Annotated in this window: 21 protein-coding genes; 16 read left to right on the top strand and 5 right to left on the bottom strand. The window is 27.8% G+C overall.

The annotated features are described in order from the left end of the window. The first annotated feature begins 91 nt into the window (after positions 1–91). From RGC78_RS04680 to RGC78_RS04655, 6 genes are all read left to right on the top strand, one after another. Entirely contained in the window at positions 92–952 is an 861-nt protein-coding gene (locus tag RGC78_RS04680; protein ID WP_309556128.1) for a S66 family peptidase, read from the top strand. A gap of 211 nt (positions 953–1,163) precedes the next feature. After that, positions 1,164–1,520, top strand: a complete 357-nt coding sequence (locus RGC78_RS04675) for a nucleotidyltransferase family protein (RefSeq protein WP_252213173.1) — start codon at positions 1,164–1,166, stop codon at positions 1,518–1,520. A gap of 575 nt (positions 1,521–2,095) precedes the next feature. Next, entirely contained in the window at positions 2,096–4,738 is a 2,643-nt protein-coding gene (locus RGC78_RS04670) for a valine--tRNA ligase (protein WP_252213174.1), read from the top strand. Between the two features lie 364 nt (positions 4,739–5,102). Continuing rightward, the gene (locus tag RGC78_RS04665; protein ID WP_252213175.1) at positions 5,103–5,423 is read left to right on the top strand and encodes a putative heavy metal-binding protein; all 321 of its coding nucleotides are present in this window, start codon (positions 5,103–5,105) and stop codon (positions 5,421–5,423) included. 156 nt (positions 5,424–5,579) lie between these two features. Next, positions 5,580–6,893 (top strand): bifunctional folylpolyglutamate synthase/dihydrofolate synthase, encoded by a 1,314-nt coding sequence (locus RGC78_RS04660; protein WP_252213176.1) that lies wholly within the window; start codon positions 5,580–5,582, stop codon positions 6,891–6,893. 47 nt (positions 6,894–6,940) lie between these two features. Beyond that, a complete protein-coding gene (locus RGC78_RS04655; RefSeq protein ID WP_309556126.1) occupies positions 6,941–8,905 on the top strand; it encodes an HIRAN domain-containing protein in 1,965 nt (654 codons plus the stop codon). Positions 8,906–8,947: 42 nt separating this feature from the next. Here the strand turns inward: RGC78_RS04655 and RGC78_RS04650 are convergent, their stop codons facing one another. Then, entirely contained in the window at positions 8,948–9,196 is a 249-nt protein-coding gene (locus RGC78_RS04650) for a TIGR03905 family TSCPD domain-containing protein (RefSeq protein ID WP_252226099.1), read from the bottom strand. A 164-nt stretch (positions 9,197–9,360) separates the two neighbouring features. Between RGC78_RS04650 and RGC78_RS04645 the strand changes: the two genes are divergently transcribed. Beyond that, positions 9,361–10,254, top strand: coding sequence for a YncE family protein (locus RGC78_RS04645; RefSeq protein ID WP_252226096.1), 894 nt, complete (start codon positions 9,361–9,363; stop codon positions 10,252–10,254). Here RGC78_RS04645 and RGC78_RS04640 read toward each other — a convergent pair. Continuing rightward, positions 10,238–10,771, bottom strand: a complete 534-nt coding sequence (locus RGC78_RS04640) for a DUF4364 family protein (RefSeq protein ID WP_252213180.1) — start codon at positions 10,769–10,771, stop codon at positions 10,238–10,240. The two genes, RGC78_RS04645 and RGC78_RS04640, sit on opposite strands and share 17 nt — an antisense overlap. A 128-nt stretch (positions 10,772–10,899) precedes the next feature. Between RGC78_RS04640 and RGC78_RS04635 the strand changes: the two genes are divergently transcribed. Further along, complete coding sequence (locus tag RGC78_RS04635; protein ID WP_252213181.1) at positions 10,900–11,661, top strand: polysaccharide deacetylase family protein; 762 nt, start codon at positions 10,900–10,902, stop codon at positions 11,659–11,661. Between the two features lie 98 nt (positions 11,662–11,759). After that, entirely contained in the window at positions 11,760–12,410 is a 651-nt protein-coding gene (locus RGC78_RS04630; RefSeq protein WP_252213182.1) for a single-stranded DNA-binding protein, read from the top strand. Positions 12,411–12,471: 61 nt separating this feature from the next. Here the strand turns inward: RGC78_RS04630 and dapD are convergent, their stop codons facing one another. Further along, a complete protein-coding gene (dapD, locus tag RGC78_RS04625) occupies positions 12,472–13,182 on the bottom strand; it encodes a 2,3,4,5-tetrahydropyridine-2,6-dicarboxylate N-acetyltransferase (RefSeq protein WP_252213183.1) in 711 nt (236 codons plus the stop codon). A 239-nt stretch (positions 13,183–13,421) separates the two neighbouring features. Here dapD and RGC78_RS04620 point away from each other — a divergent pair, with 239 nt between their 5' ends. The 7 genes from RGC78_RS04620 (at position 13,422) to RGC78_RS04590 (ending at position 22,956) form a co-directional block, all read left to right on the top strand. After that, positions 13,422–14,561, top strand: coding sequence for a pyridoxal phosphate-dependent aminotransferase (locus RGC78_RS04620; RefSeq protein ID WP_309556125.1), 1,140 nt, complete (start codon positions 13,422–13,424; stop codon positions 14,559–14,561). A gap of 427 nt (positions 14,562–14,988) precedes the next feature. Next, positions 14,989–16,662, top strand: coding sequence for a peptide ABC transporter substrate-binding protein (locus tag RGC78_RS04615; RefSeq protein WP_252213185.1), 1,674 nt, complete (start codon positions 14,989–14,991; stop codon positions 16,660–16,662). 553 nt (positions 16,663–17,215) lie between these two features. Next, a complete protein-coding gene (locus tag RGC78_RS04610; protein ID WP_012424500.1) occupies positions 17,216–18,142 on the top strand; it encodes an ABC transporter permease in 927 nt (308 codons plus the stop codon). Positions 18,143–18,162: 20 nt separating this feature from the next. Then, positions 18,163–19,107 (top strand): ABC transporter permease, encoded by a 945-nt coding sequence (locus RGC78_RS04605; protein ID WP_252213186.1) that lies wholly within the window; start codon positions 18,163–18,165, stop codon positions 19,105–19,107. Positions 19,108–19,119: 12 nt separating this feature from the next. Beyond that, on the top strand, positions 19,120–20,130 hold the full coding sequence (locus tag RGC78_RS04600; protein ID WP_252213187.1) for an ABC transporter ATP-binding protein: 1,011 nt from the start codon (positions 19,120–19,122) through the stop codon (positions 20,128–20,130). Continuing rightward, complete coding sequence (locus tag RGC78_RS04595) at positions 20,130–21,110, top strand: ABC transporter ATP-binding protein (RefSeq protein WP_252213188.1); 981 nt, start codon at positions 20,130–20,132, stop codon at positions 21,108–21,110. Before RGC78_RS04600 ends, RGC78_RS04595 begins: the two co-directional genes overlap by 1 nt. A 193-nt stretch (positions 21,111–21,303) precedes the next feature. After that, positions 21,304–22,956: a peptide ABC transporter substrate-binding protein gene (locus tag RGC78_RS04590; protein WP_252213189.1), complete on the top strand. Its 1,653-nt coding sequence runs from the start codon at positions 21,304–21,306 to the stop codon at positions 22,954–22,956. A 65-nt stretch (positions 22,957–23,021) separates the two neighbouring features. Here the strand turns inward: RGC78_RS04590 and dapB are convergent, their stop codons facing one another. Next, complete coding sequence (gene dapB, locus RGC78_RS04585) at positions 23,022–23,780, bottom strand: 4-hydroxy-tetrahydrodipicolinate reductase (protein WP_252229252.1); 759 nt, start codon at positions 23,778–23,780, stop codon at positions 23,022–23,024. 9 nt (positions 23,781–23,789) lie between these two features. Next, positions 23,790–24,668: a 4-hydroxy-tetrahydrodipicolinate synthase gene (dapA, locus tag RGC78_RS04580; protein ID WP_252213191.1), complete on the bottom strand. Its 879-nt coding sequence runs from the start codon at positions 24,666–24,668 to the stop codon at positions 23,790–23,792. Between the last annotated feature and the right edge of the window lie 6 nt (positions 24,669–24,674).

The following is a 24,674-nucleotide window of genomic DNA, read 5'->3' as shown; positions in this document are numbered from 1 at the left end:
AAAAAACTTATCATTGACCATTAATAAATGAAAAAATATAATTAATTTAGATAAAGTATGTAACTTAAGAAAATATTAAAAGGAGAATTTGATGAAGTTATTAGATAAAGGTGATAAAGTTGGAATTATAGCATGTTCTAATGGGATTAATAAAAGCATGAAATTAAAGATTAACGAATTGGAAAGAATTTTAAAATCTATTGGTTTAAATGTTGTTTTTTCTAATACAATATATAAAAAATATTCTGTATTTAATGGAAGTGGAAAAGAGAGAGCTGATGAACTTATGAAATTTTTTGAAAATAGTGGCATAAAAGCTGTTTTTGATATTTCAGGTGGAGATTTAGCTAACGGAATCTTAGAATATTTAGATTTTAACACTATAAAGAAAAATCCTAAATTATTTTTTGGTTATAGTGATTTATCAGTAGTTATAAATGCATTATATACTAAAAGTGATATAAAAACGTATCTTTATCAAATAAGAAATCTAATTGGAGATAATTCTGAAATTCAAATTAAAAATTTTAAAGAAACATTTATGGAAGGTAAAAAGAGTCTTTTTGATTTTAAATATGAATGGATACAAGGAAAATCTATTGAAGGAATAGTGGTAGGTGGAAATATACGTTGTTTTTTAAAACTTGCTGGAACAGAATATATGCCTAAATTTAAAGATAAAATTTTGTTATTAGAGAGTTTCAGTGGTGATGTGGCAAAGATGGCTACATATTTAACTCATTATAAGCATTTAGAAGTGTTTAAAGAGATAAAAGGTATAATATTAGGCAATTTTACAGAGATGGAAAATAAGCAGTATAGACCTAGTATAATTGAATTAGTAAAAGAAATAGTAAATGATGAGAATATGTCTATAGTAAAAACAAGTGAAATTGGTCATGGCTCAGACTCAAAATGTGTTATTATAGGAAAGAATATATTATTAAAGTAATTAATATATTATTATTTGATTTAATGATAATTGTAGCTGCATTTAAGAATTTTAAGGTATTAGATTTTATGTAATGAATATAAGGAGAGAGGATTAAAATATTTGAAAATATTTACGCTTTATAATATTACAGGACTTGTTTTATTTACAATAGTCATTAAGTTGTTATAAAATAGTATAATAATTCAGAATTAAGATGGGATGAATTTAAATGAGAAATGATGTTGATTATTCACTAGATGAGAATTTAAGAAGCAGTATAATTAAAGCTAGAGATGTTATTTTAGATAAATTATATAATGCTAATGTATATCTTTTTGGTTCAATATCTAAAGGGAGATATTCAAAACAAAGTGACATAGATTTACTTGTTATAATTGACGAAAATAAATCAACTAAAGAATTAAGGTTATTAAGACATGAAATTGAAGATGCAATAGATGACATTAAGTTAGAAAAGGATGTAGATATTAAGTTATATAGTAAGATAAGGTATGATAAGCTTTGCAAAACACCATGTTTTGAGCAAGCAATACTTGAAGATTTAGTTAACATAGGAGGCTGGTAAAATGGTAAATAAGGATATGTTTTATTTTGCTGATATCGATGAATGCTTTATTATGGAATAAAATTTCATTAAACTACGATTATTGACAAAACATGACCATTAATATATTATAAAATAAAGAAAATATAAATTAATAATAAAGGCAATGAAAAAGAGGAGTAAAAACTGAAAGTATTATAAGGAAACTCGTTTTTATAAGATGAGAAGTACGGTTCTTTTAAGCTAAACTGTAGATTTAGAAAGAACAAAAAAGAGAGAGGGAATAGGTGAAAGCCCTTATATGGAAGGTTTTGAAGGTAGCTTTTGAGCTTCTTTGGTGAAATAACAGTAGCTAAAGACGGTTTTTCTAAATCGTTAACTAATTAAGAGTCCATTAAAGCATTATATGTGCTTATGTGGAAATAAAGGTGGTACCGCGAGTCTTCGTCCTTTTATGGATTGAGGGCTTTTTTTATTGCAGAAAAACAATAATTAATTAGCTTTAAATAATAGCTCTGTTTTAAATATATCAACACCATATTAAAACATAGTCTACAAACAACAAGAGCTAATTTAAATAATAGGGAGGAAAACAAATGTCAGAAACAAAAAATATTGCGACAACTTATGATCCAAAAGAATTTGAAGACAGAATTTATAAGACATGGGAGGAAAAAGGTTACTTTACTCCTGTAGTAGATAAAAAGAAGAAACCATTTACAATAATAATGCCACCACCAAACATAACTGGTGAATTACATTTAGGTCATGCATTTGATGATACTCTTCAAGATATGCTTATAAGATTTAAAAGAATGCAAGGTTATGCAGCACTATGGTTACCAGGTGAAGATCATGCATCTATAGCAACAGAAGTTAAAGTTGCTAATGAACTTGCTAAGCAAGGTTACAATAAAAAAGAAATGGGAAGAGAAGCATTCCTTGAAAAAGTTTGGGAATGGAGTGACGATTATAGAGCAAGAATAAGAAATCAAGTTAAAAAACTTGGAGTTTCTGCTGACTTTACAAGAGAAGCATTTACAATGGATGAAAATTTAAGTGCAGCTGTAAAGCATGTATTTGTTAAGCTTTATAATGAAGGTCTTATTTATCAAGGAAATAGAATAACTAACTGGTGTACTCATTGTCAAACAGCACTTTCTGATGCAGAAATTGAATATGAAGAACAAGCAGGTCACTTCTGGCACATCAACTATCCATTAGCTGATGGAAGTGGAGTTTTAGAAATTGCAACAACAAGACCTGAAACATTACTTGGAGATAGTGGTGTAGCTGTTAACCCTAACGATGAAAGATATAAACACCTTATTGGTAAAACTGTAATATTACCACTTGTAAATAGAGAAATTCCTATAGTTGGGGATGACTATGTTGATTTGGAATTTGGAACTGGTGCAGTTAAGATGACTCCAGCTCATGATCCTAATGACTTTGAAGTAGGAAAGAGACACAATCTTGAAATCATAAGAATCATGGATGATAAAGGTATCATCAATGAAAAAGGTGGAAAATATAAGGGCTTAGATAGATACGAAGCTAGAAAATCTATAGTTAAAGATTTAGAGGAAGCAGGACTTCTAGTTAAAATTAAAGATCACTCTCATAATGTTGGTACGCATGACAGATGTGGTACTACAGTAGAACCAATAATATCTAAGCAATGGTATGTTAAGATGGAAGATTTAGCAAAACCTGCTATAGAAGTAATTAAGACTGGAAAAACTAAATTTGTTCCAGAAAGATTTGATAAGACATATTTCAACTGGATGGAAAACATTCAAGATTGGTGTATTTCAAGACAATTATGGTGGGGACATAGAATACCAGTTTACTACTGTAAAGATTGTGGTGAAATGATGGTACTTGAAGAAGCGCCAACTAAATGCTGCAAATGTGGATCTAAAAATATAGAACAAGATAATGATGTACTTGATACATGGTTTAGTTCAGCATTGTGGCCTTTCTCAACATTAGGTTGGCCAAATAAAACAGAAGACTTAGAATATTTCTATCCAAACAATGTTTTAGTTACTGGACATGATATAATCTTCTTCTGGGTTGCTAGAATGATATTCTCAGGACTTCATTGTATGGGAGAAACTCCATTTAATACTGTATTAATACATGGACTTATAAGAGATTCTCAAGGTAGAAAGATGAGTAAATCTTTAGGGAATGGTGTTAATCCATTAGATGTAATAAGTGAATATGGTGCGGATGCATTAAGATTTATGATTGCAACTGGTAATGCTCCAGGAAATGATATGAGATACTATCCTGAAAGAGTTGAAGCTTCAAGAAACTTTGCTAATAAGATTTGGAATGCTTCAAGATTTGTTATGATGAACCTTGATAAGGAAATCATGAATAAATACAAAGATTGCAAAGAATATTCATTAGCTGATAAATGGATATTATCAAAAATGAATACATTAGTTAAAGAAGTTACAGAAAATATGGATAAATATGAACTTGGAATTGCAATGCAAAAAGTTTATGATTTCATGTGGACTGAATTCTGTGATTGGTATATAGAACTTGTTAAACCAGTATTCTATGGTGAAGATGAAAAAGCTAAGGGAGTGGCATACAATGTATTAAATACTGTATTAGTTACAGGATTAAAATTATTACATCCAGCTATGCCATTTATAACAGAAGAAATCTTTACTCACTTAACAGATGAAGAAACAATTACAACATCTGTTTGGCCTGTATTTCATGAAGCTCTAGTAAATGCAGAATCTGAAAATGATATGGCATACATTATTGAAGCTATTAAGGGATTAAGAAATGTAAGAGCTGAAATGAACGTACCACCATCAAGAAAAGCTAAGGTTATTTGTTATATTGCAGAAGATGCAAAACAAGCATTTACAGCAGGTAAAGCTTACATGGAAAAATTAGCATCAGCTTCAGAAGTTGAATTCATAGCTGATAAATCAATTGTTCCAGAAAATGCAGTTTCATTAGTAGTTAAGGGTGGAGAATTATTCATACCATTACTTGATTTAGTAGATAAAGATAAAGAGCTTGAAAGACTAAATAAAGAACTTAAGAAACTAGAAGGCGAAATCGAAAGAATAGATAAGAAATTAGGAAATGCAGGATTCGTTGCTAAAGCTCCAGCCGCTGTTGTAGATGGAGAAAAAGCAAAAAGAGAAAAGTATGTTGAAATGCTTGATGCTGTTAAATTAAGAATTGAATCTTTAAATTAATTATATAATTAAGATGTGATTTTAATGAGAATTGTACACATATTTGAATGTGTGTACAATTCTTTTATTATATATGGAAAAGTATAGAATTTTTAAAGCATGAAAAGCAAATAAAATATAGTGAAAAGCAAATAAAAGGTGAGAATTAAAAGTTAAGAAAAAAATCATTGATGGAAGTTTTAGTGTCTAAAAAGTAGAAACAAGTAGATTTCACTAAAGGGGTAAAATAATAACTTTGTTATTTTAATCTTAAAATAATTTAAAAACATGGTTTAAGGTTAAATTATATATTATAATCATTTTAATAATAAATAGATAAAAGTTAATAATTACAAATAAAATTAAGTATAAAGGAGAGTTTTACATGATTATAACAACAACACCATCTATAGAAGGTAAAAATATTTTAGAATATAAAGGAGTGGTATTTGGGGAGGTAATCTCAGGTGTGAATTTTATAAAAGATTTTGCAGCTGGATTATCTAATTTCTTTGGGGGACGCTCTAACACTTATGAAGGTGAATTAATTGAGGCAAGAGAAAAGGCTATGAAGGAAATGGAAAATAGAGCTATACAAATGGGAGCTAATGCAGTAGTTGGAGTAGATATTGATTATGAAGTACTAGGAGCAGATAATGGAATGCTTATGGTAACAGCATCAGGTACTGCTGTTTATTGTGAATAATATTAGAAATTTTTAATATCACTAATATATATAAGTAAAGAGTAATTAAATAATTTAATATAATAAGTATATATTAAAAAAAGTAAAATAAATATTAATACAGTTGGTTATATAAGCTAAATAAGCAAATTTTACAGATAATTAAAGGGGAAGCAAATGAAAATGAATTATGAAGAAGCAATGAATTATATAAGTAGTGTAGGTAGGTTTGGATCTAATTATGGCTTAAAGAGAACTTATAGATTATTAGAGATATTAGGAAATCCTCAAAAAAAATTAAAATTAATTCATATAGCAGGAACTAATGGCAAGGGTTCTACAACTTCAATGATAACTTCAATTTTAATTGGTATGGGATATAAAGTTGGAATGTATACATCACCTTTTTTAGAAGAGTTTGAAGAAAGAATTCAAATTAATGGTGAAAATATACCTAAAGAGAAATTAACTTATTCAATTAATATAGTAAAAAAAGCTGTAGATAAAGTTATAGAAGAAGGATATGATCATCCAACTGAATTTGAAATTTTAACAACAGTTATGTACCTATACTATTATAATGAAAAAGTTGATTATGCTGTAATTGAAGTAGGACTTGGAGGTGAGTTAGACTCTACAAATGTAATAACTCCAATTGTTAGTGTTATTACATCAATTAGTTTTGATCATATGAATATTTTAGGAAATTCTTTATATGAAATTGCTATGCAAAAGGCTGGAATAATAAAGAAAGATATTCCAGTAGTAGTTTATCCTCAAAGTAATGAAGCTATGAAAGCGATAAAAGAAAAAGCTGAAATAGAAAAGAGTAAGGTTTATGAGATAGATAGTAAGAGTGGAACACTTTTAAAGATAACTTTTAATGAAAATTTATATCAAGAAGTTAAAATTAAGACTAGAAATAATTTATATGAAGTTAAATTACCATTAATGGGTGAACATCAAATTTTAAATTTAAGTGTGGCTTTAAATACAATAGAGGTATTATGTGAAAGAGAGGGGTTAATAATTAATAAAGAGATAATGGAAAAATCTATTGAATCTGTAAAGTGGAAAGGTAGATTGGAAGTATTAAATAAAAATCCTTTAATTATAATTGATGGTGCTCATAATATAGAAGGCATAAAGATGCTAAGGAATAATGTAGAAAAATACTTTAGATATAATAAGATTTATCTATTATTAGGAATTTTAGCAGATAAGCAAGTAGAAGAGATGGTTAAAGAGATAACTAAAATAGCACATAAAATATATGCATTGACGCCTCATAGTGATAGAGCAGAACTGAATACAGAATTAAAAAGTGAGATATTAAAATATAATAAAAATACTATAGCTTTAGATAGTTATGAGCAAGCAATTAAGCAAGCATTGAACGAAGCAAAATCAGAAGATTTAATATTGATAAGTGGGTCATTATATATGATAGGGGATATGAGAAAAATAATAACACAAAAAATAAAGATATAGAAAAAGTTTTTATATGTTTTTTGTACTTAGAAGGGAATGAGAATTTAATGTTTGATTTTACTAATAAATGTGAAAAAACAACAATATATGAGGAATTAAATAAGTTTTATAGTAAAACCCCAGATTTACCATATAGTTATCAGGATTTTGAAATAACAGGATTAAGAGAGTTTAAGGTTTTATATAATAAAATAAAGCCATTAAAAAAAAATCAAAGAGTAAAATTAGCTAATGAGCTTATTGAGTTATTGGTAGATTATACAAAGGAAGAGAAAGAAGAGATTTTTGAAAATATAAGAGGATATATGGCCCTTAATCCAATAAGTGATTATTATGAAGAATTTATAAAAAATTTTAGAGCATTTATAGAAGCATTTATAGAATATAAAGAAGACTTAACTAATCTTTTGAAAAAATTAATACTAGAAAGTAATTCTCATGATGAAATAAAGCTTGGACTTATGATGTTATGTGTTCTAAAAATTGATGATATAGAGAAAGTATTGAAAGTATTATCAATCAATAATGAATATATTTTTTATGTAATACAAGTATATGAAACTATGAAAAATTCTAATGAAAGAGTATTTAATTTAACTAAGCATTCTATAGGATATGGGAAAGCAATATGTATACATGAATTACAGCCTGTAAGCGATGAAATAATTGAATGGTTAATATTAGATGGATTAGAACAAAATTTTGGCTATTTGGATTCATTAGAGTATACAATGTTATCAGTAAATCTTCTTAAGTTTTTAAAATCAGGGAGAATAAATAAAGATAATATTAAACTACTATCTAAGTCATTTGGTGAACTGTTTTCAGAGTATACAATTAATAACATAGATAATGGTTTTAATGTATGTTTTGAATACTTTAAATTAGTTGATAAGTATGGATATGATATATATAGTTTATATGGGGTTATAAGTGGAATATATTCTATAGATACTTTTATATTTGAAGAATATGGTGATGATAGAGTCGATAGGATAACATCTTTAATACCACAGTATGAAAAACTTTCTAATTTTGCTGATGAAATATATATAAAAGATATTTGGAAAGATGTTATTTTAAAAGAGTTAAGTAATATAGATTTAGAAATTGAAGTTTTGATAGATGCAATGGAAAAAACCGAGTTTCAGATTTCTAACGAAGAATTTATAGGACTTATAGAAAGAGATCATATGAATCCAGCATTATATAGATATGGACTTGAAAAAGGAAATAAAGAATTAAAAGAATGTATATATAATATAGCATATGATAAACTTCCAATTATAAAAATTTTAAATAGAAATAAAGAAATTATAGATTTAGATGATCTTATAATTAAGCCAATGTATCATCTATGTTTCTATTTTTTAGTTAAGGGAATTAAATATAATGAATTTCCTGAAGAATATAAGAAAATAAATTTTGATGCTTTAAATGCTAGTTTGGTAGAAACTCGTAATAAAGCTATTAACAATCTTATGTTAATTAAAAATGAGTTTTCAGATGATGATAAAAAAATAATAGAACAGCAATTAACGGAAGAAACTTTAAAAAAATCATTAACATCTTTATTAGACAATTTGCCTAATAAAAAGAAAGAATATTTAGAATTAAATAAAGAGGAAATAATACCTCATGTTAAGGATATATATGTTATGTCAACATATATTGCAGATACTAAATATAGAGATTTAAGTGTTATAGATAATAATTACTTAGAAGATGAGATACTATATTTAATTAGAGAAAAAGATAGTAAGTATGATGAAAATGCTATAAATATAGTTACAGGTAAGGGGTATGTATTAGGGTATGTACCTAAATCGGATAGTTTAATATTGAAGAATATGATTGATAATGGAAAATATTTTTATGGAGTAATTGAAAAGATAAGTGAAAATTTTGATAGAATTGATATTATGATTTATATGAGTTATAAAGATGTTATAGACGAAATAACCAACACAATATCATTATTATATAATAAGGATGGAAAGTATTTACAATAGAAAAAAGGGTGTATCGAATTTTTTACGATACACCTTTTATTTTTAACAACTCACTTTCCATTCTATTAAGGCCTTAGCTAATTGATCAGGGCAAGAAGTTTCTTTAATTCCGCATTTAATTCCTCTTAATTTTTCAATTGCCATATCAACATCCATATTTTTAACTAATGCACCAATACCTAAAAGATTTCCTGCACAGCCACCAATGAAATTTACAGATTGTATTTTATTATCTTCAATTTCAATATTTATAGTAGTGGAACAAACACCTTGAGTTTTATATGAAAACATATTAACTTTCACTCTCCTTATTATTAATAAAAATAAACTAATATTTTTATTATAGTAGTATTTTGTCAAGAAATAAAGATATTAGAAAAAAATAGTAGTACCATTAATATCTTTTGAGAATATATTATAAATACAAGAATGATTATCCAAGGGGGGAGAAAGAGATGAAAAAATCAATTATTATATGTAATACAGGATCAAATACATTAAGTAAAATTGATGTTGAAAATTTAGGGATTGAAACTTTGAATTTATCTCTAGAAGGGAAAGAGATAGGACCTCATGGATTGTCATTATACGATAAAAAAATCGTAGTAGCCAACAATTATAGTAATACTATATCATTAATAGATGCAGATAAATTTAAAGAAGAAGAAAATATATATATAGGAGCACATCCAAATGATTTAGCAATTTACAATAATAAGCTATATGTCTTATGCGGTGAAGCAAATTCTCTTATAATATATGACTTGTTTAAAAGAGACATTGATTTAGAACTACCAATGGGAGTATTTCCTCATAGTATAGTATTTTTTCATGAAAAAAATAGAGCATTTATAAGTAATATGGGTGATGACACTATATCAATAATTGATTGTATTGAAAATAAAGAGATAAAAAGAATAAAATGTAATAAATATCCGACTAAAATAGTCATATCTAATAACAGAAAGCATTTATATATATGTGAAAGTTATATAGGTTATGCTACAAGCGGAAGTATATCTATAATATCCTTAGAAGACTTATCTTTAAAAGCAACTATAAAAGTAGGGAATGGTCCAGTTGATTTTTGGGAAGAAGAAGGATATATTTATGTTTCTAATTTTGTAGAAGGATCCATTAGTGTTATTAATGTAAATAAATTAAAAGAAGAAAGTAAAATATTTATTTCAGGTATGCCAAGAGGAATTATTAAAGTTAATGAAAAAATTTTTGTTGGAGATTATCTAAATGGAAAATTGAAGGTTATTGATTTAAAAGGTAGGATGATAAAAAACATAGCAATAGGAAAAGAACCTAATGCTATGCTTTTAGTTAAGAATCTTCACTAAATAACATATTTATTATATTATTATAAATATTTGATGGATTATCTTTCCATTTATTGCAAAGGAGAATAGCTTGTTTTTTCGTTGGAACTGTTAGTTTTAATTCCATAAGCACACCTTCATTTTCTATAGCTTTTAGGTGTACTAAAAAATTATCATTATTATCAAGTGTATAATCACTATGTATAGTAAGCTCTTTTTTTATAAGTTCTAATTTTTCTGTTATATATTGTTGTACAATTGAAATCTTTGAAGGGGATATTCTATCTTTAAATAAAGTTAGAACAGTATCTCCTTTTTTTGTTAAGCATAATAATTTCTTATCATTATTCTCTTTGTAAACAACAAAATCAGCACTTTCTAATTCAGATAAATATTGTTGAAGTGTGAAGTAATTAATAAAATTATTTTGAAGTACTATTTCTGTTAACTGAGTATTAGATATCGGGTCTTTTATTGCTTTTAATACATAGAGTATTAATAATTTATTCTCCGCTAATTCTGCTGAACTTTCGTACATAAACTAAACCCCCATGATCGTTTAAATAATATATATATTATATCATAAAATATGATTTATTGAATATAGTTAATATTAATAATAATTAAGTAGAATGAAAAATTATAAAATATAAGGAGAGTTTAGGGATGAAATGGAGAAAAACACGGATATTTTTGGATTTAATTTTAATAATTATAGTAATTTTCATATCAATAGAGTCTAATAAAAATGTAAATGCTATTTGTGTAAATCTATATGAACATCCTATATATTCTGTTGATATAGAAGAAAAAGCAATTAGTCTAACTTTTGATATAAATTGGGCGGAAAAGGATAATCTTCAAAGCATATTACAAATATTAAATAAATACAATGTAAAAGGAACATTTTTTATAATGGGGGGATGGGTTGATTATAGTAGTGAAAACGTTGAAAAGTTAAAGAAAATTAAAGAAGGGGGGCATGAAATAGGTAATCATAGTTATAAACATCCTGATTTTGCAAAGATAAGTGAATTAAAAATAGAAGAACAGCTTAAAAAGACAGATGAAACTATAGAAAATAACATAGGAGAAAAAACTAAACTTTTTAGGTTTCCTAGTGGGTCATACAATAAACAAGCAATTCAAAAAGTAAAAAGTTTAGGGTATATTCCAATTCAATGGAATGCGGATTCTGTTGATTGGAAAGAATTAGGACAAGAAAGTGAATATAATAGAGTTATGAAAGGGGTAGCGCCAGGAGCAATAGTACTTTTTCATAATAATGCAAAATATACTCCAAACAATTTGGAGAGAATTATAAAAGAGTTAAAAACTCAAGGATATGAATTTAAAACAGTAGGAAATTTAATATATTCTGATGAATATTATATAGACGAAAATGGTATTCAGCACAAAAATAAATAATAAAGATTGAAAATAAACCAGGATTTGTATTATAATGGTAATAAGTGCTAGTGGGAGTACTGTTTACCAAATTATTAACAGTAGAGAGAGGGGTAACAATGGATAATTTAATGTTAAATAACAAGATTTATCTAGAAGGTAAAATAGCATCTGGATTAGAATATAGCCATGAAATGTATGGGGAGGGTTTTTATACTTTTAATTTAGATGTTATGAGATTAAGTGATTCGGTTGATAGGTTAAATATAACTATATCAGAAAGATTAATTGCAAATATTGATTTAAGTATTGGAACAGAAGTTATTGTTGATGGTCAATTAAGATCATACAATAAATTTATAGATGGATCTAATAAACTTATACTTACTGTTTTTGCAAGAAATATAGAGCCATGTTTAGAAAGAAGTAAAAACCCAAATGAAATATTCTTAGATGGTTATATTTGCAAAGAACCAGTTTACAGAACAACACCTTTTGGCCGAGAAATTGCAGATGTATTACTTGCTGTAAATAGAGCATATAATAAATCTGATTATATTCCAACAATTGCATGGGGAAGAAACTCAAGATTTTGTCAAAGCTTAAATGTTGGAGATAATATAAGAGTATGGGGTAGAGTTCAAAGCAGAGAGTATCAAAAGAAAGTTTCTGATACTGAAACTATAAAGAAAATTGCTTATGAAGTATCTATATCAAAAATGGAAAAAGTAGAGGGTGACAATTCTTCAAACGAAGAAGGAGCAGTTTAAAATAATTAATATATAAATAAAAAGGGGATTTCTTAAATTAGAAATCCTCTTTTTATATGTATTATTTTCTTAAATCCTCTAATAATTGAGTTTTACCTTTTGTTTTATCATCAACTGATTTAATTATTTTTGCCGGAGAACCAGCAACAACAACGCCTTCAGGAACATCTTCTGCAACAACAGAACCAGCTGCAACAACAGAACCAGCACCAATTTTAACTCCTTCTAAAATAACAGAGTTAGCACCAATTAAAACATTGTCTCCTATTGTACAAGGTTCTTTACTTGGTGGTTCTAGGACACCAGCAACAACAGCGCCAGCACCAAGATGGACATTTTTACCTAGCTTACCACGAGCACCAATTACAGCGTTCATATCTACCATAGTACCATCACCTATCTCAGCACCAATGTTTATTACGGCACCCATCATTACTACAGCATTTTTTCCTATAGTTACTTTATCTCTAATAATAGCACCAGGCTCTATTCTAGCTTCCACTTCAAGTAAATCAAGCATAGGAATTGCAGAGTTTCTTCTATCATTTTCTAATCTAAAATGTTTTATAAGATGTTTATTATCTAATATGATTTTTGCTACTAAATCAGATTCTCCTATTAATATGTAAAAGCCATTTGCTCCATACCATTCAATATCATCCATTAAAGCATTGCTTAAATCTCCATTAACATATACTTTAACAGGAGTAGATTTTTTTGATTCTTTAATAAATCTAGCAATTTCATAAGGATCTGTTAAATTATAAGACAAGTATATCACCCTTTCATTAATTACAATTACTTTAATTATAATAAAAAAACAAGATAAATGAAAGAGAAACATTGAAAATAGAAAAGTTTGAATACTATTATTTAATAATGTAGAATGATTTATAAGAAAATAATAGATATACTATGTTATAGTATCAATATTTTAATAAATAATAATGTTAATATCAATGTTCATTTAAAACAGATCATAAAATAAAAGTAAAAAAAAGGAGAATAATGATGAATAATAGGGTAGAAAAAATACAAATTTCGGGAATAAGAAGATTTTATGAAAAAGTTCAAAAAGTTGAAGGTGCAATATCTTTAACAATAGGGCAACCGGATTTTAATGTTCCAATTGATATAAAAAAGGCAATGATAACTGCAATAGAAGAAGATAAAACTACATATACTTCTAATTCTGGTATTGAATCTTTAAGAGTGGAAATAAGCAAGTATTTAAAGAAGTTTAATATTAATTATAATAAGGAAGAAATATGTATAACAGTTGGTGGTAGCGAAGGGTTATATTCAGTATTATCTGCAGTTATTAATGAAGGTGATAAAATATTAATACCATCTCCTGCATATCCAGCTTATGAAAGCATATCTAATATAATAGGAGCTGATGTAGTAAATTATTCTTTAAATGATGATTTTACATTAAATATAGATGAAATTAAAAAAAATATAAAAGAACAAAATATTAAATACTTATTAATCTCATTTCCATCTAATCCCACTGGAGCAATACTATCTAAAGAAAACAGAGATGAATTAATAAAACTTATAAAAGAAACTAATATTACTGTAATAACAGATGAAATGTATTCAGCTATAATATTTGATGAATATTATTCTGTTGCTCAAGATGATGAAATATTAGAAAAAGTTATATATGTAAGTGGATTTTCAAAAATATTTTCAATGACAGGACTTAGAATAGGATATTTTGCATGCAAAAGTGAATTTATGAAAGAAATAATAAAAGTACATCAATATGCTGTTTCTTGTGCTCCATCTATAGTACAATGGGGTGCTTTAGAAGGATTAAAAAAATCACTTGATGATGTAGAGACGATGAGGAAATCTTTTGAACTAAGAAAAAAATATTGTATTAAAAGATTAAATGATATGGGGATAGAAGTTGTTGAACCTAAAGGAGCATTTTATATATTTCCATCAATTAAGAAATTTAATATGACATCAGAAGAATTCTGTACTAGACTTTTAAATGAAGAAAAGTTAGCTTGTGTTCCAGGAACGGCTTTTGGAAAATTAGGTGAAGGATACATGAGAATATCTTATTGCTATAGTAATGAAATTTTGTCACAAGCTTTTGACAGATTAGAAAAGTTTATAAAAAAGTTGTCTAAATGATTATCAACTATAGAATTTTTATGTTTATCGATAAGAAGAATAAATCTTAGTTTTATATATAGTTACTTAATATATTTTGCTTGTAATTAAAAGCTTTAATGGAAATTGAAAAAATAGTTAAAAATATTCTAACGTCAAATATTTATTTAAAATATTTGACGTTTTTTCAAAATATACTAAATTATCAAAAAAAACTAAAAGAAATATCAAATATAAGTAAAAAAAAAATTAACAATATGATTTATTAATAAATTCGTATTATTAATGTGTTAATTAATAGCCTTGAAAAGAGAGCATTGTTTGACAAAAACATAAAATATTATATAATTTAATAAATATTAATAAATAAAAATTAAAAAATGATATTAGTGTGTTGCAATAAGTACGCTATTATGTCGTTTATAAAAATAAGGGGGATAATATAATTATGAAAAAGAACAAACTTAAAAAGTTATTTGCTGTAACTTTAGCTTTAACTTTAGGGATATCAGTTTTGGCAGGTTGTGGCAAATCATCTACTAATACAGCAAAAGCAGATGGACAAGTTATGACTTATAACTTGAACGCAGATCCTAAAACTTTAGACCCAGCATTAAATAATGCAGTTGATGGGGCAATAATGCTAGTAAATACATTTGAAGGTCTATGTAAATTAGATGAAAATAATAAAGCTATTCCAGGAGTAGCAGAAAAATGGGATGTTTCAGATGATGGAACAGTATATACATTCCATTTAAAAGATACTAAATGGTCAAATGGAGAGACTGTTACAGCTCAAGACTTTGAATATGCATGGAAGAGGGTAATAAATCCTAAAACAGCAGCAGAGTATGCATATCAAATGAGTTATTTAAAAAATGCTACTGAATATAATCAAAACAAAGATGTTGATGGAGATGGTAAAGTAGCTACAGCAGATGAAGTTGGTGTTAAAGCTATTGATGATAAGACATTAGAAGTAACTTTACATGAGGCATGTCCGTACTTTTTAGAATTAACATCATTTCCATGCTACTTCCCAGTCAACAAAGCTTTAGTTGAATCAAATCCAACTTGGGCAAATACGGCTGAAACATATGTATCAAATGGTCCTTTTAAAATGACTAAATATGCAATAAAGGATGAAATAGTATTAGAAAAGAATGAAAATTATTATGATACAAAGAATGTTAAACTTGATAAACTTAATGTAAAATTAGTTACAGAAGAAACTTCTGCCTGGGCAAGTTATCAATCAGGTGAATTTGATATGGTAGATGTTGTTCCATTATCAGAGATTCAAACTGCTGTTAAAGATGGTAGTGCTAAAATATTTGAACAATTAGGAACTTATTTCTATTGTGTAAATGTATCTGAAAAAGCTAAAACTGTAAATCCAGAAGCAGCAAAAGCATTATCAGATGCAAAGGTAAGAAAAGCTTTAGCTTTAGCTATTGATAGACCTTCATTAGTTAAAAATGTTACTAAAGCTGAACAAATACCAGCATATAGCTTTGTTCCAGAAGGTATTTTAGATAAAGATGGAAAAGACTTTGCTAGTAAAGAGTATTTCAAACCAGAAGGTAATGTTGAAGAAGCTAAAAAATTATTAGCTGAAGCAGGATATCCAAATGGTGAAGGATTCCCAGCGATAGTATTAACTTTTAATCCAGAAAAAGGACATGGAACTATTGCTCAAGCAGTACAAGATATGTGGAAAAATAATTTAGGTGTAAATGTAGAGCTTCAAAGTCAAGAATGGAAAGTATTCCAAACAACTAGAGATAATAAAGATTATTTAATTGCTAGACATGGATGGGTTGGAGATTATGTTGATCCTATGACATTCTTAGAAATGTGGATTAGCACTTCTGGACAAAATAATGCAGGATATAATAATCCTAAATATGATGAATTAATAAAGAAATCAAAGACAGAAAAAGACGATGCTAAGAGAATGGAAATATTACATCAAGCTGAAAATATATTAATGGAAGATATGCCAATAATTCCAGTATATTATGAAACTCAAGCAAAAGGTGTAAAAGATTATGTGAAAGATGTTAGAGTTTCACCATTAGGATTTATATATTTTGATAAAGCTTATATAGACGGAAAGTAGTTTTATTATTGAAATTGCTTCAAATGTATATGGATTCTAATCTATATACATTCTGAAGCAATTTTTAATTCTTTAGGAGATTATAAAAATCTTAAATATAAAGATATCGTACATAATTTTTATTTGTTTATATATATTTGAGAAAAATAGTAGTTTATTATTTAACAATGTCGTTTTTATATAATTGCAATCTATTTTATTTTATATAATATCAATATTTTTAATGGAAATTAATTAGCAAAAAGCAATATTATTAACGATATATCAGTGAAAAACTATATATATTAATATAAAAATAAAAAAACAAGAAAATAAAATTACATTAATAAAAAAATATGTAAAAAAATATGTAATCAACATTTAAAAATACAAGTGTTTTTGAACGAAATACAGGCTTAGAGGAGGATAGAATATATGGAAAATATATATTAAATTATTAATTAATCAATAGAAATGGTTCTAATTTATTGACAAAAATTAATATTATTATATAATTATTAAATAAATTGATATGATTATAAATATCGAATTTTGTAAAAAGGGAGAGGGAAAAATGCTAAAATACATTGGAAAAAGATTATTAGCAAGTATATTAACAATATGGGTTGTCATAACTTTAACATTCTTCCTTATGAGACTTATGCCAGGTGGGCCTTTTGATAGTGAAAAATTAACACCTGAAATTAAAGCTAATATGGAAGCAAAATATGGAATGGACAAACCATTAGGAGAGCAATATGCATTGTATATGAAAAACCTAGTTAAAGGGGATCTTGGTGAATCAATGGTATTTAAAGGAAGAAGAGTATCAGAAACAATATCATATTCATTCCCAGCATCTGCAAAAATTGGTTTAGTGAGTGTGGCTTCATCAGTTCTTGTAGGAGTAGGATTAGGGATAGTAGCAGCATTAAAAAAAGGTACATGGGCAGATTCACTTATCATGCTCTTAGTTACTTTAGGAATTACTATACCAAGTTTTGTAATAGGAGCTGTATTAATTTATTTCTTAACTGTTGAGCTTAGATTATTACCAGCAACAGGATTTAGTAGTTGGAAGCACTATATAATGCCAGTAATAGCATTATCACTAGGATCAATGGCTTTTATTACAAGACTTACAAGAAACAAATTATTGGATGTGTTAAAATCTGATTATATAAGAACAGCAAAAGCTAAAGGATTAAGTAAAAGAAAAGTTATATTAAAACATGCACTTAGAAATTCATTAATACCAATAGTAACTTATGTTGGACCATTAATAGCAAGTATTTTAACTGGTAGTTTCGTTGTAGAAAAAATATTTGCAATTCCTGGATTAGGTAATGAATTTGTTCAATCAGTTACAAATAGAGATTACACTATGTTACTTGGAGTTACAGTATTTTTTTGTACTTTACTTATAATGTTCAACTTTATAGTTGATATTATGTATGTAGTAATTGATCCAAGAATAAAATTAGAAGATGCAGAAGTTTAGTAGGGAGGAGAAAAAAAGTTATGGAACAAGAAGTTAATTTAGAAAAGGACTTATTTACTCCTCTAACTGAAGAAGAAAAAAAGATAGAGGTTATTGTAAGACCAAGTATTGGTTATTGGAAAGACGCATGGAACAGACTTAAGAAGAATAAAATGGCTATAATATCTTTAATTGGAATAATAATTATTACAGCAGCAGCAATTTTAGTTCCTATGACATCACAATATACTTATGATTCAAATTCTTTATCTGCTGTTAATTTAAAACCATCAGCAGAACATTGGTTTGGAACAGATCAATTAGGTAGAGATATATTTGTAAGAGTATTTTTTGGTGCTAGATATTCATTAATGATAGGTGTAGCAGCAGCATTTATTAATTTATTTATAGGTGTATTATATGGTGGTATAGCAGGATTTTGCGGTGGAAAAATAGATAATTTAATGATGAGAATCGTTGATGTATTATATTCAATCCCATTAATAATATATGTAATCATTTTAATGACTATATTAAATAAACCAGGAAGTGGTGGTAGTGGTCTTTCAACTATTATATTAGCACTTTCAATATCTTATTGGATTGGAATGGCAAGAATAGTAAGAGGAGATGTTTTACAATTAAAACAACAAGAGTTTGTTCTTGCAGCAAAAGCTTTAGGAGCATCTAATACTAGAATACTTATAAGACATTTAATACCAAACTGTATTGGATCAATAATGGTTACATTGACTTTGCTTATACCACAAGCGATATTTACAGAAGCATTTTTAAGCTTCATAGGATTAGGACTTGTTCCTCCTAAAGCATCTTTAGGAACTTTAGCTAATGAAGCAATGAAAGCAATATATCAATATCCTTATCAATTGCTATTCCCAGCATTAGCAATTTGCTTAATAATATTAGCATTTAATCTTTTCGGAGATGGATTAAGTGAAGCACTAGATCCTAAGAATAAGAGATAGGAGGAAGATATAATGGAAAGACTATTAGAAGTAAAAGATTTAAAAACTTCCTTTAAAACTAATGTAGGAGAAGTGCATGCAGTAAGAGGTGTTTCTTTTTACTTAGATAAAGGAGAAGCTTTAGGTATAGTTGGAGAATCAGGTTGTGGTAAAAGTGTTACTATGATGTCAATTATGAGATTACTTGCTGACAATGGAAAATTAGCAGGTGGAGAAATTGAATTTGATGGTAAAGATTTATCAAACATAAAAGAATCAGAAATGGAAAGTATAAGAGGAAATGATATTGGAATGATATTCCAAGATCCTATGACATCATTAAATCCTGTTTATACTATAGGAGATCAATTAACAGAACCATTAATGAAACATACTGGTATGAGTAGATCAGAAGCTAAACAAGAAGCTATAAAAATGCTTAAATTAGTAGGAATACCGAGCCCAGAAAAAAGAATAAAACAATATCCACATGAATTTTCAGGTGGTATGAGACAAAGAGCTATGATTGCAATGAGTTTAATTTGTGAACCAAAACTTATAATTGCTGATGAACCAACAACAGCATTAGATGTTACAATTCAAGCACAAATTTTAGATTTAATGAAGGAGTTAAAAGAAAAACTTAATACTTCTATTATATTAATTACTCATGATTTAGGAGTTGTTGCTGATCTTTGTTCAAGAATTAATGTAATGTATGGTGGAATTGTAGTTGAAACAGGTACTACAGAAGATATATTTTATAGAGGAAAACATCCTTATACTTGGGGTCTTTTACGAAGTGTACCAAATCCTAAGGAAAACTCTAAAGAAAAACTTAGACCAATTGAAGGACAACCACCAGATTTATTAAAACCACCAGTAGGATGTCCTTTTGCAGCTAGATGTGAATATGCAATGAAGGTTTGTCTTCAAAAACAACCTCCACAATTTGAAATAGGAGAAAATCATAAGGTATCATGCTGGCTATGCCATGAAAATGCTCCTAAAGTAGAGTCACCTATAAAGAGGAGGGAAGAATAATGGAAAAAGATAAAGAAGTAATTTTAGAAGTAAAAGATTTATGTAAATACTTCCCTGCTAGCAAAGGTTTATTCAAAGGAAAAAGTTATGTTAAAGCTGTTGATAGAGTTTCTTTTACAATAAATAAAGGGGAAACTTTAGGACTAGTAGGAGAATCAGGTTGTGGTAAAACAACTACAGGAAGAACAATATTAAAATTATACAATCCAACAGCAGGAAAGATAATTTTTAAAGGAAAAGATATTACTGATTACTCAGTAAAAGATATGATATCTTTAAGAAAAGATATGCAAATGATTTTCCAAGATCCATATGCATCATTAGATCCAAGAATGACAGTAGGGGATATTATAGGAGAAGCTATTGATATTCATGGATTATATAAAGGTGAAGAAAGAACTAATAGAATAAGAAGTCTTTTAACTAAAGTAGGTCTTGCTAGTGATCATATAAACAGATATCCACATGAATTTTCAGGTGGACAAAGGCAAAGAATAGGTATTGCTAGAGCATTGGCAGTTCAACCATCTTTAATTATATGTGATGAACCAATATCTGCACTTGATGTTTCAATTCAGGCTCAAGTTATAAATATGCTTGAAGAGCTTCAAGAAGAGTTAGGATTAACTTATCTTTTTATAGCACATGACCTTTCAATGGTTAAACATATATCAACTCATATTGGAGTTATGTATTTAGGTAGAATGGTTGAAAAAGGAGAAAGTAATGCAGTATACTCGGAGTCAATGCATCCATATACTCAAGCACTTCTTTCAGCAGTGCCAATACCTGACCCTGATGAAGCTAAGAATAATCAAAGAATAATATTAGAAGGAGATATACCATCTCCAATTGATCCACCTCCAGGATGTAGATTTGAAGGTAGATGTAGATATGCTAAACCAATTTGTAGTGAAATTGATCCTGAATTAAAAGAAGTTAAGCCAGGACATTTTGTAGCATGTCATTTATATGATTAATAAATATCTTTAATTAGATATTTATAATAAAATAGGATTATAAGTTTTCAGGTGAAGTTAAAAAGCTTCATCTGAAACTTAAAGTCCTTATCTAGGGTGCTGCAATCGTTATCTTTTTGCTTATTATGGAAGTAAATAATGATTGTTAGTTTGCAAGATAAATTTGACAGAATTGTTAAGGGGGAAATTTTTAATGAAAACTAGTAAAATTAAAAAGTTGTGTGCAATAACATTGGCATTAACTTTAGGTTTTTCAACTTTAGTAGGCTGTGGTGGAGGATCAAGTAAGAATGATCCTAATGCACAAATTATAACTTATAATTTAAATGCAGATCCTAAAACTTTAGATCCAGCATTAAGTGAAGCTGTAGATAGTGCAACTATTATAGTAAATGCATTTGAAGGATTGTATAAATTAGATGAGAATAACAAGGCTATTCCTGGAATTGCTGAAAAATGTGATGTTTCAGAAGATGGAACAGTTTATACTTTTCATTTAAGAGATGGTGTTAAATGGTCTAATGGAGAATCAGTTACAGCAAATGATTTTGAATATTCATGGAAGAGAGTATTAAATCCAGCAACAGCATCAGGATATGCATTCCAAATGTCATATATCAAAGGTGCAGAAGCTTATAACCAAGGAAAAGGAACCGTAGAAGAAGTAGGAGTTAAAGCAATTGATGATAAAACTTTAGAAGTAACATTAGCTGCTCCATGTCCATATTTCTTAGATTTAACAGCATTTACTTGTTATTTACCAGTAAATAAGGCTACAGTTGAAGCTAATAAGGATACTTGGGCTCTTAATGCTGAAACTTACGTTTCAAATGGACCTTTCAAGATAACTAAATATGGTATGAAAGATGAAATAGTATTAGAAAAGAATGAAAATTACTATGATATTAATAATATAAAACTTGATAAGTTAGATGTAAAATTAGTTACTGAAGATACATCTGCTTGGGCTAGCTTTAAAACAGGTGATTTTGATATGGTAGATATTGTGCCAACATCAGAAATAGAAGGAGCATTAGCAGATGGAACAGGAAAGAACTTCCCATTACTAGGAACAGGATTTTATGTAATAAATGTTTCTGATTCAGTAAATGCAATTGATCCTAATGCTACAAAAGTATTACAAGATAAAAGAGTTAGAAAGGCTTTAAATCTTGCAATAGATAGACCTTCAATAATTAAAAATATATTAAAAGGTGGTCAAACACCAGCAACAGGATTTGTAGCACAAGGAATTAAAAACCCAGATGGATCAGATTTTGCTGATAAAAAATACTTTAAAGCAGAGGGTGATTTAGAAGAAGCTAAGAAATTATTAGCAGAAGCTGGATATCCAAACGGAGAAGGATTCCCTAATCTTGTAGCACTTATTAATCCAACTAATCCAAATGGAGATATTGCTCAAGCGCTTCAAGATATGTGGAAAACTAATTTAGGAATTAATGTTGAACTTCAAAGTCAAGAATGGAAAGTATTCCAAACTACAAGAACTGCAAAACAATATGAAATTGGATTCCATTCTTGGGTAGGTGATTATATAGATCCAATGACATTCTTAGATATGTGGGAAAGTACATCAGGCCAAAACTGTGCAGGATATAATAATCCAGAATATGATAAGTTAATAAGAGCTGCAAAGGTTGAACAAGATCAAACTAAGAGATTTGAAATGTTACATCAAGCAGAAGATATATTAATGGAAGATATGCCTGTAATACCATTAAATTATCAAGTTAAAACTAAAGGGATTAAAGACTATGTAAAAGGTGTTAAAGTATCACCATTAGGATTCATATACTTTGATAAGGCATATGTAGAAGGAAAATAAAATTTAAATAAAAAAGAGGGGATTTTAAAAATCTCCTCTTTTTTGAATTTAAATATCCAAAAGAATTATTTAGTTATACCGATAACGTCATCCATAGTGTATAAACCTGGATTTGATATATTACCCATGTATTCACAAGCTTTTAAAGCTCCAATAGCAAATACTTCTCTAGAAATCGCTTTATGAGATAATTCTATTACCTCTCCAACTCCAGCAAAGATTACATCGTGATCTCCAACTATAGAGCCACCTCTAATAGCATGAATACCTATTTCATTCTCTTCTCTTTTAGATGCTCCAGAACGTCCATAAACGAATTTTGTTTCATCATTTATAGATTCCTTTATTGTATCTGCAAGTAAAACTGCAGTACCACTAGGAGAATCTACTTTTTGATTATGATGTTTTTCTATGATTTCAATATCATAATTACCATAAAGAAGAGGTGTTACTTTTCTTAATAGAGAATTTATTAAATTTATTCCAAGAGACATATTAGCAGAACGGAATAATGGAAGAGTTTTACTCTTTTCCTCTATTAAAGTTAAATCTTCATTAGAAAATCCAGTTGAACAGATTACTAAAGGTTTCTTAGTTTTTTCAGTTAGATTTAATAATCCTTTTAAAGCACCAGCTCTTGAGAAATCTAATAGTACATCATAATCTAGATCTAAGTCTTCAGGCGTTTCAAATATAGGATAAGATGTTTCATGAGGGAACTTATCTATACCAGCAATAATTTTTAAATTATTAAATTTGCTAGCACATTCAGTTATGACTTTACCCATTTTGCCACAGCAACCGTTTAATACTATTTTTATCATTTAATCACCTTATATTAATTTATTTTCCTTTAAAATAGTCTTTAATGTTTCTAAATTACTATCTTCCATTTCGCATAGTGGAAGTCTTAAAGAGCCAACTTCAAATCCCATAAGATTCATAGCTGTTTTTACAGGAATAGGATTTGTTTCTATAAATAAAGCATTTGTTAATTTCAATCTGTTTAATTGAATGTCTAAAGCTTCATTAAATTTTCCTTCTAAACACTTTTTGGTAAGTGTGTGAACTTCATTTGGTATAACATTAGCTGAAACTGATATAACGCCTTTGCCTCCAAGAGACATTATTGGAACTATTTGATCATCATTACCAGAATAAATATCTATTTTATCTTTACATAATGATTTCATTTCCATAATTTGGCTTATATTACCACTTGCTTCTTTTATAGCAACTACATTATTTAACTCTGCTATTTGTACTAAAGATTTAGGTGTTATATTTACACCAGTTCTACTTGGTACATTATAAAGAATTATAGGAATATTTACAGAATCATTTACTGCCTTAAAATGCTTAAATAATCCTTTTTGTGAAGTTTTATTATAATAAGGAGTAATTACAAGTATAGCATCAACTCCAACACTTTCAGCGTATTTACTCATTTCAATAGCAGAAACAGTGTTGTTTGAGCCAGTACCAGCAATTACTGGTATCCTTTTATTTATTGTATCAACTGCAAATTTGATTACAGCTTTTTTTTCGCTTTCTGTCATAGTAGTTGCTTCACCAGTAGTTCCACAAATAATTATAGAATCTGTTCCTTCTTTAACGTGCCATTCTAATAAATCCTGTAATTTATCATAATCTATTCCGTTATCATTAAAAGGAGTAACAAGTGCTACACCAGAACCTTCAAATACTGACATTAAAAT

The organism is Clostridium aquiflavi (assembly GCF_031344075.1).
Classification (GTDB): domain Bacteria; phylum Bacillota; class Clostridia; order Clostridiales; family Clostridiaceae; genus Clostridium; species Clostridium aquiflavi.
This window is presented reverse-complemented; position numbering and strand designations above follow the sequence as displayed.

What these genes read in the sequence shown, in the direction of transcription:
- RGC78_RS04640 (WP_252213180.1), bottom strand. Translation starts at nt 10,771, where the DNA reads ATGTACGAAAGTTCAGCAGAATTAGCGGAGAATAAATTATTAATACTC.
- RGC78_RS04675 (WP_252213173.1), top strand. Translation starts at nt 1,164, where the DNA reads ATGAGAAATGATGTTGATTATTCACTAGATGAGAATTTAAGAAGCAGT.
- RGC78_RS04645 (WP_252226096.1), top strand. Translation starts at nt 9,361, where the DNA reads ATGAAAAAATCAATTATTATATGTAATACAGGATCAAATACATTAAGT.
- RGC78_RS04610 (WP_012424500.1), top strand. Translation starts at nt 17,216, where the DNA reads ATGCTAAAATACATTGGAAAAAGATTATTAGCAAGTATATTAACAATA.
- RGC78_RS04660 (WP_252213176.1), top strand. Translation starts at nt 5,580, where the DNA reads ATGAAAATGAATTATGAAGAAGCAATGAATTATATAAGTAGTGTAGGT.
- RGC78_RS04605 (WP_252213186.1), top strand. Translation starts at nt 18,163, where the DNA reads ATGGAACAAGAAGTTAATTTAGAAAAGGACTTATTTACTCCTCTAACT.
- RGC78_RS04670 (WP_252213174.1), top strand. Translation starts at nt 2,096, where the DNA reads ATGTCAGAAACAAAAAATATTGCGACAACTTATGATCCAAAAGAATTT.
- RGC78_RS04665 (WP_252213175.1), top strand. Translation starts at nt 5,103, where the DNA reads ATGATTATAACAACAACACCATCTATAGAAGGTAAAAATATTTTAGAA.
- RGC78_RS04650 (WP_252226099.1), bottom strand. Translation starts at nt 9,196, where the DNA reads ATGTTTTCATATAAAACTCAAGGTGTTTGTTCCACTACTATAAATATT.
- RGC78_RS04620 (WP_309556125.1), top strand. Translation starts at nt 13,422, where the DNA reads ATGAATAATAGGGTAGAAAAAATACAAATTTCGGGAATAAGAAGATTT.
- dapB (WP_252229252.1), bottom strand. Translation starts at nt 23,780, where the DNA reads ATGATAAAAATAGTATTAAACGGTTGCTGTGGCAAAATGGGTAAAGTC.
- dapA (WP_252213191.1), bottom strand. Translation starts at nt 24,668, where the DNA reads ATGTCAGTATTTGAAGGTTCTGGTGTAGCACTTGTTACTCCTTTTAAT.
- RGC78_RS04600 (WP_252213187.1), top strand. Translation starts at nt 19,120, where the DNA reads ATGGAAAGACTATTAGAAGTAAAAGATTTAAAAACTTCCTTTAAAACT.
- RGC78_RS04590 (WP_252213189.1), top strand. Translation starts at nt 21,304, where the DNA reads ATGAAAACTAGTAAAATTAAAAAGTTGTGTGCAATAACATTGGCATTA.
- RGC78_RS04680 (WP_309556128.1), top strand. Translation starts at nt 92, where the DNA reads ATGAAGTTATTAGATAAAGGTGATAAAGTTGGAATTATAGCATGTTCT.
- RGC78_RS04595 (WP_252213188.1), top strand. Translation starts at nt 20,130, where the DNA reads ATGGAAAAAGATAAAGAAGTAATTTTAGAAGTAAAAGATTTATGTAAA.
- RGC78_RS04635 (WP_252213181.1), top strand. Translation starts at nt 10,900, where the DNA reads ATGAAATGGAGAAAAACACGGATATTTTTGGATTTAATTTTAATAATT.
- RGC78_RS04630 (WP_252213182.1), top strand. Translation starts at nt 11,760, where the DNA reads ATGGATAATTTAATGTTAAATAACAAGATTTATCTAGAAGGTAAAATA.
- RGC78_RS04615 (WP_252213185.1), top strand. Translation starts at nt 14,989, where the DNA reads ATGAAAAAGAACAAACTTAAAAAGTTATTTGCTGTAACTTTAGCTTTA.
- RGC78_RS04655 (WP_309556126.1), top strand. Translation starts at nt 6,941, where the DNA reads ATGTTTGATTTTACTAATAAATGTGAAAAAACAACAATATATGAGGAA.